This window comes from Nostoc sp. KVJ3, assembly GCF_026127265.1.
In the GTDB taxonomy this organism is placed as follows: domain Bacteria; phylum Cyanobacteriota; class Cyanobacteriia; order Cyanobacteriales; family Nostocaceae; genus Nostoc.
Genome location: NZ_WWFG01000001.1, coordinates 455,400 through 472,077 on the forward strand (window position 1 = coordinate 455,400; position 16,678 = coordinate 472,077).

Sequence of the window (16,678 nt, forward strand, 5' to 3'; positions counted from 1 at the left end):
CATAACTTCCAGCAAGGGTTAATGTCTTGATTCTTCACAATTCTCGCCAATTTTATTTGATAAGTTTAAGAGAGAGTCAAAGCAACTATTGTTTTGATTCTTAAATTCCTTGAATGCAAACAAAGGAACAATCTATGAATACTACACTTGAATACGACATCCAGGTTATCAAGCAAGAAGCACTTCAACTTGTTAAAAATGGAGTTGTTAACCGTCAGCAGCCAATTTATACCATTTGTAAATATATTCCTTATCGTAACTGGGCTAATTTTGAACTGGAGTTAGAAAAAAATGAATTTTTACTCAGAGATAGAATTATCGATCTACTGAATCACGAATGTTGGGAAAATTATTAAGGCTGTGTCTAGAAGCTCAACTCAATTAGCAGCATCCCAATAAAATCAAAATTACAAATTAATTTTTCAGCACTAAAACCCTCGAATTAAGTCGGGGGTTAGCAATTAGCTGGTGATTCGCTAACAACAAATTATATTTCATCATATAGGAATCATATTTGATTTCTGAAAAAACTCAGTGCAACTTAAAAAGGCTTCTTCCCCACTCCCTACTCCCTTAAGTAGTTAAACAAAATTAATTACACAATGTCATTGCGAATAGAGCGATCGCGGTAGCGTATCGTAAAGATAGCGAAATGAAGCATAAGTCCTTCGGACACGCTTCGCGAACGCGGGGGCTGGGATTGCTTCTCTTCGAGACGCTGTTCGCGTTCGCTTCGCTCGCAATGACTGTAAGTAAGTCGGCGTGAAAATTTCAATGTATGTCATCGCTCATCACGAAAGTAGGTTTTTGATTGTTAACTCTTGCTGAATCAAGATTTCGGGCTATTGTCTCACTACATCTTTAAACATTACAAAAATCTTGCTTTTTGTATCACTGAATGCTTGATATTAAAACCAAGAGCTTGGACACTGTTTTTGTCATCAAAACTGCAAAAACGTGAGAAAAATCAAGATTTTCAAGTTTCTACTGCCATTCGTGACGGTAGTTTTACTCATCATTGGATTGGCACAAATTGTACCAGCCCAGTCATCGGTAAGTGTTCATCTAACCCTTGGAAACCCTAGCAATGCTGGAACTTCTAGCCTAAATAACTACTTGTTGGTAAAACCACAGTATGTAATTGGTTACAACTGCGGCATAGGTAGACCAAATTGGGTATCTTGGCAACTGAATAGTAGTTGGTTAGGTAGCACACCAAGGCAAGATACTTTTCGGGCTGATACAACACTTCCTTCTGGGTGCTATCAAGTTCAATCCACAGATTTTAGTGGAAGTGGATTTGATCGTGGTCACATGACACCTAGTGGTGACAGAACTAATAGTGTTACTAATAATTCTGCTACCTTTTTGATGAGCAATATGATTGCTCAAGCCCCAGATAATAATCAGGGAATTTGGGCAAGTCTAGAGGATTATGCTAGAACTTTAGTCGGACAAGGCAAGGAACTCTATATCATATCTGGCGGATATGGAATAGGTGGTACTGGTTCTAACGGAACGTTCTCTACAATAGCTAATGGACGGGTTCAAGTCCCTAACAGAACTTGGAAAATTATTGTTGTATTGAATACTCCAGGTTCTGGACTTGGTGGCGTGACAACCAGCACGAGAGTCATTGCTGTCAATATTCCCAACGCCCAAGGGGTGCGAACAGCGAATTGGAGAAACTATCGGGTTAGCGTTGACTCATTAGAATCCCTAACTGGATACAATTTTCTCTCACAAGTTTCAACATCTATTCAGTCTGTAATCGAAGCACAAGTTGATAATTTATAAGTTGGGATAATTTTAAAAACTAGAAAGCCTAGCTACACAGATAACTAGGCTTTTATTTAAATAAATTTTCAAATAGCTCACTAGGTTTCAACCAGTTTTGTAACTAATCCGGCTAAGTCACCGTCTTTAGTTTGTCCTATCATATAAACGTCAAGATTTATTTGTCCAATACGATAAACGTTGATGTTACTAAGATTATCTTTAAGCGTTTGGATAAGTGTTTGAAATTTTTTAACATCTTCTTTCTGTAATTCATTGTGCCACTCTTGCTCAAATGCACAATTACGAAATAGATAGTCCAAATCTACTACTTCTACTGGCAGGTCTTGAGAACCTGTTAGCTGTAATATCTTCTCTTGTGTTGCAGGTGCAGCACCTTTCCATAGAACAACCTCAAAAGGGTAATCTGACTCACTCATCATTAACAAGCCAGTACTAGCTTCCTTCAGTTTTTCGACAATCTCACCGCTCATAGTCATCAGTTTCTAGCAACGCTAATACTGTATCATTCAGCTAGCAGCAAAGTGAGAAGCTAATGCAGCTTGGGTGAGCGAGTTGTTAAAAGAGCAGAGTTTACATTAAGTTTGGGTAATTTCCTCTCTAACCCATTGTTTGAATGCTCTAAGCGTTGGACTTCTACCTAAAGTTTGACTTTGTTCAACAAAACGGAGAATTGCTTCAAAAATAGGCAAGTTGGGAAAAGTAGGACTAATTTCTGACTGAATATATTTGCCATCCTGAAGAATATTAATTTGTAGCTTCCGATTTTCATATCGCCACAGTTCAGGAACTCCCAATATTTCGTAAGCATCAAGTTGAGTTTTGGAAGTAACATCAATTTCAATTGCTAAATCAGGTGGCGGATCAACTTTTAGGTCTATTCGTTCTTTACCAATCATTTGAGCATGATTTTGAATGTAAAAAGAATCATCAGGCTCTACACCTACAGCCATATCTTCACGTTTAAAGGTGGTTGAGCCAAATGTTTCACAGTCGATTTCTAACTCCTCCAGCAGAATTTTCACCAAATCCCCAATGATGACTTTGGTTTTTTCATGCTTTGGTAATGGCATTCTCATCTCCAAAGTTCCGTGGCTGTAAGCTAATCGAGAAGCTCGATGGTCGCCAAGTTCTTCTAAAATCGCCTCAAATTCTTGCCAAGTAACATTATGGAGTATTACTCTATGTCCCGGCGGAACACTTAATTGTCGTAATTGAAGTGTTACCATTACTCACCATTGAAATTTTATGTTGAAGCTTGCAAAAGCCAATATGTAACTATCGTAGCAAGAAATAATATTGTACTACCAAACTTTTAACGAGATATGCAAAAAGCAAGGTGTTTGAGTCTCTGGAGACGACGACGCTGATCTCGATTTAAGTCTGAGATTGGTTTACTATATCTGCAAAACAATTTTGTCCGACCTCTAGAAGCAGGAGAGTATGCTTTTTGGTCGGTAGATAGAGATGTAACAGTCCGAATTCTCAGCCGGATTATTCCTAATCCAGATTTTCCCCTTGAAGGTGTACTCATTGAAAAACATCCCGACTTTATTGCTGCTTATTCTGAGTCAGTGCAATTACAGACTTCGCAAGTTGCAATTGTGCGATATCGAGGGAAAGTGATTTCTATTTTGCCACCCACCAGCCGCAAACTGTTTTGGCAAGGTGTCGAAGTGTAAAATCTCGATATTAGCGCTGATGCTCAGTTACAGCCAAGCTTAGTGGCTGAGTTGGTTGAAGGTTCAACAGAAGTGAAATTGCTCAGTCGTAACTGTTTGCACATTTGCCAAGTTCCCGCCCAGCATATTGGATTAGTATATATTAATCAAGAGTTTCAAGGACAGCGATCGCCAGGAGTACATGCTTGGTGGTTATTTGGCCGCTCTTTTCAAACCGAAGCCATTGATCTGCGACTACAAAATATGGAAGTATCCGGTCAAGACATTCTCTCTAAAGATAAAGTACCTCTGCGGTTAAATTTAACGGCTAGCTTCCGCATACTCGATCCATTGAGAGCAAAAAACGGGTTATCAGATATTTCTGGTTATTTGTACAAAGAATTACAGTTTGCTTTGCGTGGTGCAGTTGGCGAACGCAACTTAGATACTTTATTAGAAGATAAAGGTGCAATTGATAGAAGTATCTCTGAATACATCCGCCAGAAAGCCGCAGAATATGGAATTGAAGTAGATTCTGTAGGTGTCAAAGATATTATTTTACCTGGTGAGATTAAAACTATCTTGAGCAAAGTCGTTGAGGCAGAAAAAGCCGCTCAAGCAAACGTAGTCAGGCGTAGAGAAGAAACTGCTGCTACTCGCAGTATGCTAAACACCGCCAGAGTGATGGAGGATAACCCCGTTGCATTGCGTTTGAAGGAACTCGAAGTATTAGAGCGCATTGCAGAGAAGATTGATCGTATTCAAGTTAACGGCAGTTTAGATAGTATTTTAACAGACTTGATTAGTATTAATCGACAGTGATTTGGTTATTGAAGCTTAAGTGTTGGGTTACGGTGCGTATTGGTAAATTGAATTGTCAATAAATCTTTGCGATCGCGCCTAATCCAACCTGTAAAAGTTGCTTGTCTCTGGTTGCGTGAAACCTTAAAGTAGAAATATATAGATAGACACAGTGACTTTTTGTAAAGTTTGGGCTAATCATATATATACACCCTAAAATTTAGAACTATACTAACTTGACTAGTCAATTCTCTAGGAACATTCATCTGTGGTCAGCCTAGCAAGTGTCTCCAATACCGTGTCCAAAGTAGAAAGTGATGATTTAGGTGAAATTGACAACCTTGATAGGCAACTGCATCAGCGCTTCCAGAATAAATTTTTGGTTCATCCTTCATTGACGCGACCTATAGTTAGTTTTCAAGCTAATAAAACTAGACCTATCTATAGGTGGTATAAATATAAAGAAGCTTTTTCTGCATCTCTTATAGAATATTTATTGCAACAATATAAAATTACTAAAGGCAAAGTTTTAGACCCATTTGCAGGCAGTGGAACTGCGCTATTTGCTGCTAGTGAAACTGGGATTTATGCTGACGGCATTGAATTACTGCCCATTGGTCAACAAATCATTAATGCTAAAAAACTTTTAGATTCTGAATTGACTCCTGAAGATTTCGAGAGGATAAAAGATTGGTCAAAGTTACAGCTTTGGAAGCAGTGCGATCTGAAAAAAGACTTGCCAGAATTGAGAATCACAAAAGGAGCTTATCCTGAACTAACTAGAAATGCAATTGAGCAATATGTTGAAGCTTGTAAAGGAGAAAATCATAGAGTCCAAGCAGTTTTGAACTTTGTCTTACTGTGCATCTTAGAATCCATAAGTTATACACGTAAAGATGGACAGTACCTGCGTTGGGATTATCGTTCCGGTCGTGGACAGAGCAAAAAACCTTTCAATAAAGGCGAAATTCTAGAGTTCGATAATGCGATCGCCAATAAAATAAGTGAAATTATTGATGATTTACTACCTTATACACAACAAATTGAGCTTTTCCCAATTAAAAATTCTCAAGGTCAAATTCATCTTTTTAGAGGATCTTGTCTTGAAATTATGCCGCGCCTAGCCAATGGCGGATATGATGCAATTATCACATCTCCACCCTATTGCAATCGATACGACTATACTCGCACCTATGCACTAGAACTAGCTCTACTTGGTATTTCTGAAAAGGAGTTAATTAACCTTCGTCAGGAAATGCTAAGTTGTACAGTTGAAAATCGCCCCAAAGACTTATTGACAATCAACTCAGACTGGAAAACAGCCTTAAATATTGCTGATTCACAGAATTTGTTGCAGTCTATCTTGAAATATCTAGATAATGAAAAAGCAAAGGGTGTATTGAATAACAATGGCATACCAAGAATGATCAGAGGATACTTTTATGAGATGGCGTGTGTAATACAAGAATGTTTTCGTGTTCTTAAACCAGGGGCACTTTTATTCATGGTTAACGACAATGTTCGCTATGCAGGTGCAAGCATTTCAGTAGATATGATTCTCTCTGATTTCGCCGAACAGCTAGGTTTTGTTATTGAAAATATCCTGGTTTTGCCAAGTGATAAAGGTAACAGTAGCCAGCAAATGGGAAATCATGGACGCGACCCATTACGAAAGTGCGTTTATGTGTGGAAAAAGCCATAACTCAAATTACTATGTGTGCCTATCGTAATCATCTTCAATCCATTGATGATCTGATAACAACTTATGAAGCAATTCGTGCAGGTTTTGTGGCTCTTGCACTGGAGAAAAATCGACGTGCTACGCCATTCGTTGCAGAAGCAAGGGCGCTTAAAGAAGCTGCTGCTCAAGCTGAGAATCCTATTGAATTACTAAAGATTAAGGGCATTGAAATGGGACTGTTAACTGCGGCAGGCTTATCTGATAAATCTCTAACGCACCTAATGTCAGAAGATAAGATAGAAGCTATAAATGGTTTAATTAAAAACTTTCTTGAACCAGCAGGTGCAAATTTTCCAGAGGAATTGGTTTTTAGATTTTTGTTAACTCGTGGTGATACACTTGGTGGATCAATGCGAAATGTTGGAGGCACATTGGCACAAAGAAAGCTGACTCGTGCAATTCTCTCCACTCTGACGATCGCAGGTACGAGATACCACTGGCAACACTCAAAGAGTAAAAAATGGATAGCCATGACAAATAATGACTCAGAAATTGAGTTATCTTTACGAGGAATAAGCTGGGAAAGCGAGATTGGTAATCGCACACTAATTTATAACCTGACCGTCCCGCTAGTTAGAAGTAATGTGGATCTATGTTTGTTTAATCTAGCCCCAGCAGAGTTAGCAGCCAACAAATCTAGCGCCATTGAACCATCTGTAGTTGCACCATACGTTATCGCCCTTGGTGAACTGAAAGGAGGTATAGATCCCGCAGGCGCAGATGAGCATTGGAAAACTGCACAAGCAGCACTAAATCGTATACGTGAAGCATTTTCTAGAGTAGGGCATTCACCTCTTACTTTCTTCGTAGGATCAGCGATCGCCAAAAGAATGGCAGGCGAAATCTGGAATCAATTGGAAAATGGCACTCTTAGCAATGCTGCTAACCTCAACCAAGAGAACCAAGTCGCATCTATTTCTCGTTGGTTGTGCAGTCTATAAAAGCGTACCTGAGTATGTTGATTGTGTTTCCGCATCATGCGTAGGCGAACGCGAAGAGCGTCTCGTAGAGAAGCCCGTCGCAGACATCGCTACGACAGACTACTTTTTGTGCATTTCACAGATAATCTTTAAATGTTGTCGAGTTAGGGTGGATTTTCCAGGTTATCGGGTAGAACAGGCTTTTCCAAGCAGTTGAAAGATGAATTAATCAAGAAATATGGCTGTAAGTGCTTTATCTATTTGGAGGAAGTTGATAAGCGCGAATTACAAATCGATCGCCGCGTTCCTTAAAATATATACTTGATAGATAAACTCTAATTATGCCGATTCAATGGCATGGAGTAACTGCGATGTCAATTGATGAAAGTACAAACCACCAAAATAATGATCTAGTTAAAACCGCTACAGACTTAGTAGAAAAAATAGTAAAGGCAAAAGACAAGAAAAAACCTAAAAAATCCAAACGAATTTTTGATGGTAGCACAGAAGTTTTTGCTAAGAAAATTCCCAAAAAGACTTTTGAAACAGAACTAGAGCAACTCCAGATTGAGCTAGTCAAAATGCAATACTGGATTAAGCATGTCGGCTATCGGGTTGTCGTCATATTTGAAGGGCGCGATGCTGCCGGCAAAGGAGGAGTAATTAAACGCATTGCCGATCCACTCAATCCTCGTGGTTGTCGTGTAGTTGCCCTGGGAACCCCATCCGATCGCGAGAAAACTCAGTGGTATTTTCAGCGTTACGTGCAACATCTGCCCACAGCAGGCGAAATAGTCCTTTTCGATCGCAGTTGGTACAATCGAGCCGGAGTTGAACGGGTGATGGGTTTTTGTACCGAAGCAGAATATCAAGAATTCATGCAATCTTGCCCGGAATTTGAACGAATGCTGGTGCGATCGGGCATTGTTTTAATCAAGTATTGGTTCTCCGTCAGTGATGAAGAACAAGAGCAACGCTTTCTTTCTCGCAGTCACGATCCTGCAAGGCGCTGGAAACTCAGCCCAATGGATTTGGAATCACGCGATCGCTGGGTAGAATACTCCAAAGCAAAAGATACCATGTTTGCGTACACGAATATTCCCGAAGCCCCCTGGTTTACAATTGAAGCAGATGATAAAAAACGGGCGCGGCTCAACTGCATTCATCATTTGTTGAGCAAAGTTCCTTACGAAGATATGACACCTCCTCCCTTAGAGCTTCCGTCTAGACCAGTGGCTGAGGATTATGTTCGCGCCCCTCGCAATGAGCAGTTTTTTGTTCCTCAAGTGTATTAAGGGACTTCCAAAGAAAAAAATATCCCCAAACTGACGCAAAAACGTCTGTATTTCTCCTCTCTCTGTGTTCTCTGCGCGGCAGTCGCTCATGGAGGAAACCACGCCAGATGCTCCACTTGGGGAGACCCCAAGACCGCACTGGCTCCCCAAGACCGCGCTGCCTTGCCTCTGTGGTTCGTTTATTTTTTGCATAATTTATTTCTTGGAAATCCCTAAGCATCCTGAGTCAAAACTATGGCGTACAGCGACTTTACTCTAGAAAAAGTTTCGGCTGTTTTGGGAATTACCACCCAAGAAGCCGATCTTTTTCCCAAGCTTGTACCTCTTTCTATTCCTTCGTGGTTAAATGAAACTTTAGGAAAGCGAACCCAATTAGCTCTGATTAGTGAAAAGGCTCGGAGCGAATTTATTATTGTACCGATTTTACTAGCGTGTCGGGATCTGAGCCAAGAGAGCTTGGCTATTTTCTCTGGACAAAGACTTGATGTCGATCCTGCACAGGGCTTGATTGGGGAATGTGATTTTATTTTAGCAATGGCTCCACCTTTACCACCGTTGCGAAGCCCAATTATCACTGTTGTGGAAGCGAAGAAAAATGATGTTGAAGCTGGGTTAGGACAGTGTATCGCCCAAATGGTGGCGGCAGATTTATTCAATCGTTCATCTGGACAAGCAGAAATACCTGTCTATGGATGCGTGACAACAGGAGAAGTGTGGCAGTTTCTTCAACTTTCGCAAAAAGTGGCTTTGCTTGATAAGCAAAGATATTACTTAGATAACATCGGAGCTATTTTGGCAATTGTACAGACAATTGTTCAGAAATTTAGTAATTAATTTGTATAAACGTTGCACCAAGAGTAATCGCCAAACTTTTCGGTCTACTGACATTGGATTTTAGAATATCTTGCGTTCAGTCAAATGGGATAAAACATCCTGGTGTGAGCGCCAAATTTGTCGCAACTGCTTGCGGGCTAAAAATTGCAATTGGTCGCTAACATAGGCTGAACCTGGTTGAGTTGCATTACCATAACTGGTAAGCGCCATCGCTTTTACAGGTTGAGAAAATTCAATTGCAGCAACATAAGAATCACCAGAAACAGATTTGAAGCGCCCATCTGACAGTGGAACAAAATTGAAGACACGGAAAATACCCAAGCTCCCATCACCACCATTTGCAGGTAAATCAACATCACCATATTGCAGTCGGAAAACATCTCCCCATGCGACATCTAGCCCTCCATAAGTTTTTTGTACCTTAGCCGCAACAGTTAAGAGTGTTGTGACTGCACTTTCAGGATTCGCCAAGCCATCAGGTGTAGTGCGTGGAAACTCTTCACTCCAGGGTTTGCTAAACACAGTGTTGAAGTCTATCGCGTCCACCCAAGCAGCGAATAGTACTGCACCTCGGCTATCTGCATTCGCTTGTCGATCCCAAGCTGACAGTACATCAGCGCATCGACGAGCTAATTCACCTCCGTATTTCCGGGCTGCTGGAATCAAGTCATCCAAAAGACGATCTGCCAGTTCCATCCGTGTTGAATGTTTATAGGAAACCATTTCAGCAAAAGAGATTTTGTCATCTTCTGCTAACATCTGCACGGAACGTTGCGATCTAAACTCCATTGGCCCGCGTGGTGCCATATAAGGCGGATAATTATCTGGATTAAGAACCTGGGGAAAGGTTGTTGTCCAAGGTGGGTCATTTGTATTTTGTAACCAGCCGCTTTTTGGATCGATTACGCGCGGTAGCTCCTGATATGGATGAGTTTTTGTCCATAAAGTTTTAGATGTGTCGCCAGGAATTAAACCTTGCCAGTATTTAAAATCACCTTGTTGACGAATTGGCACTTGACCGTTAAACAGGTGCATAATATGCCCTTCTCTGTCTGCATACATGACTGTGAACATCGGCAGTTGCAATCGTTGCAGGACAGCTTGAAACTGGGTGAGGTTTTGGGAGCGTGCCATATCCCACCACTGTTGTAGTACACCTGGTTGGTCAAGACCTACAACACGAAGTGCAACTGTTTTACCATCTTTTCGTGATATTACTGGCCCGTGGATAGAACTTTTTACTACAAGTTTTTTTGAGCGCAGAGTACCATCTTTTTGTTTCACTTTCAAAGACAGGGTTTTTGTCTTAAAGGCTCGGACTTGACCATCAAAATGATAACCACCATCGGCTAGTTTTAGTTCGTAGGTATCCCAGCCATCAAGGGTGTTGACTGTATGAGTCCAACCCAAATTATCATTAAAGGCGATCGCTAAAACGGGAATTCCTACCAGTGTTGCTCCGTAAGCATCAATTCCTGGTGCAGTAATCTGGGCTTCATACCAGAGAAATAAATCTGACCAAGGCAGGTGGGGGTTAGCCAGCAGCATAGCATGACCATTTTCAGAATGTGATGGTGCGATCGCCCAACCGTTAGACCCAGCTTGTGATTCCTTGTTCGTTACACCTGCGGCTTCTTCTGGATTGACAATAAAAGTAAAATTCATTACCCGCATCAGGTGAGCCAGCACGTCCTCACCTTTAACTGGCAACACAATCTCAACTTCATCGGCAATCAAATCCTTGTGTTTCTGAGCATAAGTATTAATTCCAGTGGCAAAAGCATCTAGATAACGGCGAAACTTGGGATTTTGTGCCAAATACCAAGAATGCGATCGTTCTGGCACTCCCATAGTTTGTACCCAACGATCTGATTCTAAGTATTTTTCTCCCCAATATTCGGCAGCACGTCCTCTTGCTTGGCCGTAGAGATGCAAAAGTAGGTTGCCATGACTCTGCATTTGCGCCCAACCGAAAGCTTGAAAGGCACTTTGGTTATCCTTGCCATAAATATGCGGTACACCATAAGTATCCCAAAGTATTTCAGTTTTTTTTAGTGAAGAGCTAAGGCTTTGGTTTCCTGCTACCAAAACAAATATTAGTGCGAGTAAAAATGGTATAATTCTCAATATATAGTGTTTATTGCCATTCGACTTTAAACCTATAAAACGAAACAATTCTATTTTGCTAATAAACATTATAGTTAATGAATGGGGACTGTTTAATAATCCCCAATAGTTTAGACTGTCGATTTGTCTAGATAGGCTGCTAAAAAAGAGGTAATAACTTCTAGCTGCTTCAAACAAAGCTTAAGTTTGATGAGCAGATTCTTCCATTTTCTTCTTGAGGCTTAAAGGTCTCATATCTGTCCATACTTCCTTAATATATTCAAGGCATTCTTGCTTGAGACCAGTTTTACCTGCATCTCTCCAACCAATAGGGTTTTCCCGGTTAGCGAGCCAAATTGAATATTGTTCTTCGTGATTTACTACAACTTTGTAAATTGCAATATCTTCTGTTTCAGATTGATACATATTTTTCACCTGATAATTGATTATTTATGTTCTCTTAAAATCTGAGAATGTATATTAGTTTAGTATTTTACTCTAAACAATACGCTTTTTAATCTAATGTCTTCTCAACTATCACTTGATGAGCCTGATAAATTATATTGACTTTTTTGTAAAATACTTTCAGGAAAGCATCTATACCAACTTTTGTGTCTTCTCCAGCATTTAAACTATCATCAAATTGAAAGTCATAGTCATCAAAAATTATGATGCCTCCAACCTTAACAAGTCTCCAACCTAAAACAGCATCGGTGAGGACATCACTTGCTAAATGTGAGCCATCAATATAAAGTATATCGTAATTATTAAAAGGGAGCGATCGCATCACATCTTGCGAGTCACCAATAATTTTTATTACCTTCTCAGAAGCGTTAGTTTGAGAAATATTGAAATCAAATCTTTCTGCCACAGATTTTATATAATTATCATCATATTCAAATTTGTGTTCAACACTTCCTTCAAAGGTATCTATGCACGTGATTCTAGATGATTCATGAGTGAGAATGTTATCTAAAAGCCAGCAAGCAGACATACCTTCCCAACTACCGATTTCTAGAACATTAATTTTAGGCTGATTGGCTAAGTGGATTAAATACCGTTCCCAAATTGGGAGATTATCAATAAACCAATCAGTTGTAAACTTATATCCTTTGACTTTCTTCCATGCTTCACCTCGTGCAATAGCAGCATAACCATGCATTTTCTGAGCAAACTCTAAGTCAGAAATAGCTTCGCGTTTTATAGCTTCTGCCATTAGTAACTCAACCATTTCTAGTGTCCAAGTGCTAATTTTATCTATATCATCTGCTTGCTCAATCACTGATAACCAAGTAGCTTTAGCCTCTGATTCTTCTCCCTGAAGTAATAGTGCCAAGCATATATGCCAATAATTAGACATACAGCTAGGATCAGTTTCAATGCCTCGCTTATAAAAAGCGATCGCTTCACTATAATTATGTTGATCAAGATATTTAACTCTATCTGAAGAGTGTATTCCTTCTAAGTAATAACTCATTTTTTTATTCCGTATTAACTTTAACTTTTGCTGGAATATGTTGCTCTTGTTCTAATATTTCTACGCTACTTTTACTAGATGGCTGACGCGGTATTGCTTAACTTCCTCAAAAGGTAACTGATTACCTGAGTCCCAAGCGGTCATTACAGAACCGTTTACCTCCACTCTCGCTTCATAAGCACCCTTAATACTTCCATTTTCTGTCGAGAAATTAATGCATACTTCAGCCCACTCTTCATTTGCTTCATCCATTGCTATTACTTGACTTACCTTGTGATAATTGAGCCACTCCCAACCCTCTTGCATCCAAATCTCTCGCTCCGCGATTTGCTCAAACTTGGATAAACCAGCCCAACCTCGGTAGAACGGGTATAGGTCTGTGACAGAACCATTCCGCCAAACTAGGAGTTCCAATATTTCTGGGTGCAAATGACCCCAGTAGTGTCCATAAGGCAAATCAATGAGGGTAGGTGCGAACTGGTGTCCCCCGAAATGGCTGCATCGCCACACACGCAGTTGTCCATTAGAAGCAACAGCATATTCAGAGCGCAAGTTGCGATAGATAGGATAACCAAACCGGGCACAAGCAACGTCAATATTACCATCAGTACACACCATTAACTCACGAATATGATTGGATTGTTGCCGATACTGCTCCCAATCAGGCAGTACAGTTGGTGACTGAAGCAATGTTTCTAATAACGCCTTTACGAAAGAGCCAACTTCAGAATCTGGAATGATAAACTCATGCTTTTCAAACTTCGCAAAAAACTTTGTGGGTCGACGGTAATAGAGTACGCGAGTATAATCAGGACGAGAGTATTCGCTATCTGGAACGAGCAACTGACCTCCAATCTTGATCCCATACTCAAAAATCAGCTTTTCTATCAGAGTCATCGCCGACTGGAGCATGGGATTTTCCTGCCAACGTTTTTTAGTCCAAGGAAGTTGCATCTCAACAGCTAGACAGTGTTCATAAGTGGGTGCTGAACCAATGGGATCTTCACCATTAGCTTTTGAGACAACACAGCAGAAACGACAATTACTTAGAGAATCTTGCATAATCATGTTCACTTCCTTGAAAACGATTCAAGGTTACACTCTTGTTCTAAAATTTCTAATATAAACTGTGTCGCTTTACCAGAGTTTTCTATTTCCTGAAATTTTTCTCCCCATCCTTTCACTCTCTGTTTTAACAACAAATCATTTTCTATTGTCTCAATTAAATCGACAATGAGACTAGCGGATGTATTCTTGACATCAGCAACTACACCTAAACCATGATGTTCAATTCTTTCTGCATTGTCTGGTTGATCAGCCCATATAGGAAATACAATCATTGGTACTCCGCAAAATATGCATTCTTTAATAGTGTTTATTCCTCCGGCGATAATTGCTATAGATGCTTTATTAAGAAGTGCTAATTGTGGTGCTTTGTTAACAATAAATACATTTTTAGGTATAGATTCTAAGTCTTCAACATTAATATAATCGCTTATTGATAAGACTAATTGGTATTCGTTTTTAAGTGACACAGCATCAATCACATTCTTGAAGAAATGTATAATTACATCCATACCTAAAGTAGAAAAAGTGTTGACTGTAGTTCCTAACGAGCAATAAATGAGGGACTTTTTTTCATCTAAATCTGACCAGTTAAAAGATGGCTCTTCTCTTTGTAAGTCTATTGAAGCTTCAGCATAATAGCATTTTTCTCTTGAAATATTAGGTAAATCTAATTCCTTGGGGCATAAAACCAGATGTGTTAATTTGAAAGGTATTGGTTGAGATAAATCTAATATTTCAAGAGGAATTTTCCTGCTAATTGCAAATTTTATTATCAACTCTTCCTCAGAAAAATCTGTTTGACTTAGCAAATAAATTATATTTTTAGTTGACTTGATTAATCCTTTATATTTGTTTTTTAAATCAAGTAATTTAGGAATTAAATTATTTTTTAAATTTGAACTTACCTCATTTACGATGAGATTTGGCAATGGCAAAGAGGTAAACATATCAGTAAAATAAATACTCATAATTTGGCACTCATAGGCTATCATACCTATGAAAGTAGAGTAGAGTTCTTCGTACGTGCTTATTATCAGTAAATCAGGATTAGCTACTTTTAGTAGAGTGTGTATTTCTCTGTTGTCTCCTTTAATTAATGAATTAATTAAAGACTTTAAAAGCTTTCTGTATTTTAGCTGCTTCAGGAATAATTGAAACCTGTTTGAGTTTGAATCGTTAAGTTCTAGCTGTTTGATAAATCCTCTGGGAAACCATTTTTCTAGAATTGGTAGAAATGTAAATCCGTAGCTACAAACTTTTTCCTCATAATCTGGCAAACCTAAATACAACACTTGATGCCCAAGTAACCGTAGTGTTTTTGCTAGTTTCAAAGTACTATTTAATTCCCCTTGATAATTAAAAATACAAAAAGCAATAGTTGCCATATTAAAAACTCCATTGTAACTATTACGATAACCGTCAGTTTATAATTTTGGTTGAGGCTTTACAAAACCCAACCTACATTTGTGCCCTGTTGGTTTATAACTTTAAAAAGCCTCCTTCTTGCAGACTTCTGACACTATCTTTAACAGCTTGAATAATAAAATCTAGTTCTTCATCTGTATGTACTGTAGATATATAGCCCTCTCCTCCTTGACAGGGAAAAACCCCTTATGGAACAGATGATAGGTTAACAATTTCATACCTATTAAGTTGGTATAATTGGCTAACAACTCGGAATTAGCAGAGGAATCAGGACTGAAAATTGATCCAAAATGCACAATCTGCAACGGTAATTTATCTTCTTCAAAATAAGTATTGAGCTTGGTAACAAACTCTGACGTGCGTTGATTTAACTTCTGTTGCAGTACAGGCCCCTGCATCTTTAAATGCTCAAGAAAAGCTCGTGCCGCAGCTAGAGACATTGAATGTCTACTGTAACTGGTTCCCGACCATGTTATTGGTACATGAGGATAAGATACATCATCGTAATTCCAAATCCCGCCATCAATTCCATCCATGTAGTTAGCCTTGCCAGCTACTACAGCCATTGGCATACCGCCAGCAATAGTTTTGCCATAAGTTACTAAATCAGCTTCAATGCCAAACCACGCCTGTGCCCCACCCGGATGAATCCGAAAGCCAGTAACCATCTCATCAAAGATTAATGCTATGCCTGATTCTTTGGTCAGTTGCCTCAATTGCTGAAGAAACGCTTTAGGTTCAAAGCTAAGTCGGCTTTGCTGCACAGGTTCAACAAGAACAGCCGCCAATTCATGCTCATAAGCTCTAATTATCTCAAGAGATTCAGAACTCCCATAATCCAGAACCAAAACATCTTCAGCTATATTTGGCGTTACTCCAGGATATTCTGGAACTGTTCTAGAATTACCATTGACTGTCTGCGCTTTAACCAGCGTTCCATCAAAAATACCATGATAAGAATTTGAAAACAGGGCGATTTTGCTGCGACCTGTTGCAGCTCGTGCCAAGCGTAGTGCTAGCATCACTGCTTCTGTGCCTACACTACAAAAGGCTACCCGCTCCACTCCTGTCAGTTCACAAATTAACTCAGCAACTTCACCCGCCAGCGCTGCTTGTGGCCCAGTTTGTATACCTTGCTCAAGTTGTTCTAAGAGTGCCTTTTTAATAAAAGGGGGATTGTAACCGCAAAGATGTAACCCACGTCCTGCCGTCAGGTCTACATATTCGTTATCATCAACATCCCATATTTTTGAGCCAAGAGAGCGTTTAATCAGAATTGGATAGAAGAGTTCTTTAAGAGTAAAATTAAATCCCGCAGAACCCCTGTTATTAGCAAAAACAGAACGATAGTTTTGCGCAAGTTTTTTTGATGTTTTTGTTCGTTCTGTGTAGGGTGTAATTAGTGCTTCTAAGTGCTGCTGTTGAGCAAGACTTAGGTCTGTTTGTATATTATCATGATGTATGGATTTAGAAACTGGATCAGTCTGGAAAGTAGGCTGTTGGAAGTTAGGTTTATGGACATTCATAGATGTTGATTTCTTGTGTTAACGTGG

Annotated in this window: 14 protein-coding genes and 1 pseudogene; 7 read left to right on the forward strand and 8 right to left on the reverse strand. The window is 39.5% G+C overall.

Going from position 1 to position 16,678, the window contains the following annotated elements; genetic code table 11:
- The first annotated feature begins 134 nt into the window (after positions 1-134).
- Together GTQ43_RS02070 and GTQ43_RS02075 are read left to right on the forward strand one after the other, a co-directional pair.
- Positions 135-356 carry a DUF4327 family protein gene (locus tag GTQ43_RS02070; RefSeq protein WP_265270252.1) on the forward strand — a complete coding sequence of 74 codons (222 nt, stop codon included), beginning with the start codon at positions 135-137 and terminating at the stop codon, positions 354-356.
- 601 nt (positions 357-957) lie between these two features.
- On the forward strand, positions 958-1,797 hold the full coding sequence (locus GTQ43_RS02075; protein WP_265270254.1) for a DNA/RNA non-specific endonuclease: 840 nt from the start codon (positions 958-960) through the stop codon (positions 1,795-1,797).
- An 80-nt stretch (positions 1,798-1,877) separates the two neighbouring features.
- Here the strand turns inward: GTQ43_RS02075 and GTQ43_RS02080 are convergent, their stop codons facing one another.
- Together GTQ43_RS02080 and GTQ43_RS02085 are read right to left on the reverse strand one after the other, a co-directional pair.
- The gene (locus GTQ43_RS02080) at positions 1,878-2,270 is read right to left on the reverse strand and encodes a nuclease A inhibitor family protein (protein ID WP_265270256.1); all 393 of its coding nucleotides are present in this window, start codon (positions 2,268-2,270) and stop codon (positions 1,878-1,880) included.
- A 105-nt stretch (positions 2,271-2,375) separates the two neighbouring features.
- Positions 2,376-3,026, reverse strand: a complete 651-nt coding sequence (locus GTQ43_RS02085; RefSeq protein ID WP_265270258.1) for a Uma2 family endonuclease — start codon at positions 3,024-3,026, stop codon at positions 2,376-2,378.
- Positions 3,027-3,182: 156 nt separating this feature from the next.
- On the opposite strand from GTQ43_RS02085, the pseudogene GTQ43_RS02090 reads away from it, so the two are divergent.
- The 5 genes and pseudogenes from GTQ43_RS02090 to GTQ43_RS02110 form a co-directional block, all read left to right on the forward strand.
- A pseudogene (locus GTQ43_RS02090) lies at positions 3,183-4,280 on the forward strand (slipin family protein); the annotation flags it as partial.
- Positions 4,281-4,527: 247 nt separating this feature from the next.
- Positions 4,528-5,961, forward strand: a complete 1,434-nt coding sequence (locus GTQ43_RS02095; protein WP_265270260.1) for a DNA methyltransferase — start codon at positions 4,528-4,530, stop codon at positions 5,959-5,961.
- Positions 5,962-5,972: 11 nt separating this feature from the next.
- The gene (locus GTQ43_RS02100) at positions 5,973-6,941 is read left to right on the forward strand and encodes a type II restriction endonuclease (protein ID WP_265273645.1); all 969 of its coding nucleotides are present in this window, start codon (positions 5,973-5,975) and stop codon (positions 6,939-6,941) included.
- Between the two features lie 350 nt (positions 6,942-7,291).
- Positions 7,292-8,215, forward strand: a complete 924-nt coding sequence (gene ppk2, locus GTQ43_RS02105) for a polyphosphate kinase 2 (RefSeq protein WP_265270262.1) — start codon at positions 7,292-7,294, stop codon at positions 8,213-8,215.
- A gap of 234 nt (positions 8,216-8,449) precedes the next feature.
- The gene (locus tag GTQ43_RS02110) at positions 8,450-9,049 is read left to right on the forward strand and encodes a hypothetical protein (protein WP_265270264.1); all 600 of its coding nucleotides are present in this window, start codon (positions 8,450-8,452) and stop codon (positions 9,047-9,049) included.
- Positions 9,050-9,109: 60 nt separating this feature from the next.
- On the opposite strand, the gene GTQ43_RS02115 is transcribed toward GTQ43_RS02110, so the two are convergent.
- The 6 genes from GTQ43_RS02115 to GTQ43_RS02140 form a co-directional block, all read right to left on the reverse strand.
- Positions 9,110-11,245, reverse strand: coding sequence for an acylase (locus GTQ43_RS02115; RefSeq protein WP_265270266.1), 2,136 nt, complete (start codon positions 11,243-11,245; stop codon positions 9,110-9,112).
- Positions 11,246-11,356: 111 nt separating this feature from the next.
- Positions 11,357-11,581, reverse strand: coding sequence for an MbtH family protein (locus GTQ43_RS02120; RefSeq protein WP_265270267.1), 225 nt, complete (start codon positions 11,579-11,581; stop codon positions 11,357-11,359).
- A gap of 88 nt (positions 11,582-11,669) precedes the next feature.
- Entirely contained in the window at positions 11,670-12,632 is a 963-nt protein-coding gene (locus GTQ43_RS02125) for a class I SAM-dependent methyltransferase (RefSeq protein WP_265270268.1), read from the reverse strand.
- A 60-nt stretch (positions 12,633-12,692) separates the two neighbouring features.
- Positions 12,693-13,694, reverse strand: coding sequence for a sucrase ferredoxin (locus GTQ43_RS02130; RefSeq protein WP_321162366.1), 1,002 nt, complete (start codon positions 13,692-13,694; stop codon positions 12,693-12,695).
- An 8-nt stretch (positions 13,695-13,702) separates the two neighbouring features.
- Positions 13,703-15,085, reverse strand: coding sequence for a glycosyltransferase (locus GTQ43_RS02135; RefSeq protein ID WP_265270270.1), 1,383 nt, complete (start codon positions 15,083-15,085; stop codon positions 13,703-13,705).
- 162 nt (positions 15,086-15,247) lie between these two features.
- Positions 15,248-16,651 carry an aspartate aminotransferase family protein gene (locus tag GTQ43_RS02140; RefSeq protein WP_265270271.1) on the reverse strand — a complete coding sequence of 468 codons (1,404 nt, stop codon included), beginning with the start codon at positions 16,649-16,651 and terminating at the stop codon, positions 15,248-15,250.
- Positions 16,652-16,678: the final 27 nt, after the last annotated feature.

Coding starts and splice junctions, on each gene's coding strand:
- GTQ43_RS02085 (WP_265270258.1), bottom strand. CDS start 3,026: ATGGTAACACTTCAATTACGACAATTAAGTGTTCCGCCGGGACATAGA.
- GTQ43_RS02135 (WP_265270270.1), bottom strand. CDS start 15,085: ATGGCAACTATTGCTTTTTGTATTTTTAATTATCAAGGGGAATTAAAT.
- GTQ43_RS02140 (WP_265270271.1), bottom strand. CDS start 16,651: ATGAATGTCCATAAACCTAACTTCCAACAGCCTACTTTCCAGACTGAT.
- GTQ43_RS02120 (WP_265270267.1), bottom strand. CDS start 11,581: ATGTATCAATCTGAAACAGAAGATATTGCAATTTACAAAGTTGTAGTA.
- GTQ43_RS02070 (WP_265270252.1), top strand. CDS start 135: ATGAATACTACACTTGAATACGACATCCAGGTTATCAAGCAAGAAGCA.
- GTQ43_RS02080 (WP_265270256.1), bottom strand. CDS start 2,270: ATGAGCGGTGAGATTGTCGAAAAACTGAAGGAAGCTAGTACTGGCTTG.
- GTQ43_RS02130 (WP_321162366.1), bottom strand. CDS start 13,694: ATGCAAGATTCTCTAAGTAATTGTCGTTTCTGCTGTGTTGTCTCAAAA.
- GTQ43_RS02100 (WP_265273645.1), top strand. CDS start 5,973: ATGTGTGCCTATCGTAATCATCTTCAATCCATTGATGATCTGATAACA.
- GTQ43_RS02110 (WP_265270264.1), top strand. CDS start 8,450: ATGGCGTACAGCGACTTTACTCTAGAAAAAGTTTCGGCTGTTTTGGGA.
- ppk2 (WP_265270262.1), top strand. CDS start 7,292: ATGTCAATTGATGAAAGTACAAACCACCAAAATAATGATCTAGTTAAA.
- GTQ43_RS02125 (WP_265270268.1), bottom strand. CDS start 12,632: ATGAGTTATTACTTAGAAGGAATACACTCTTCAGATAGAGTTAAATAT.
- GTQ43_RS02115 (WP_265270266.1), bottom strand. CDS start 11,245: ATGTTTATTAGCAAAATAGAATTGTTTCGTTTTATAGGTTTAAAGTCG.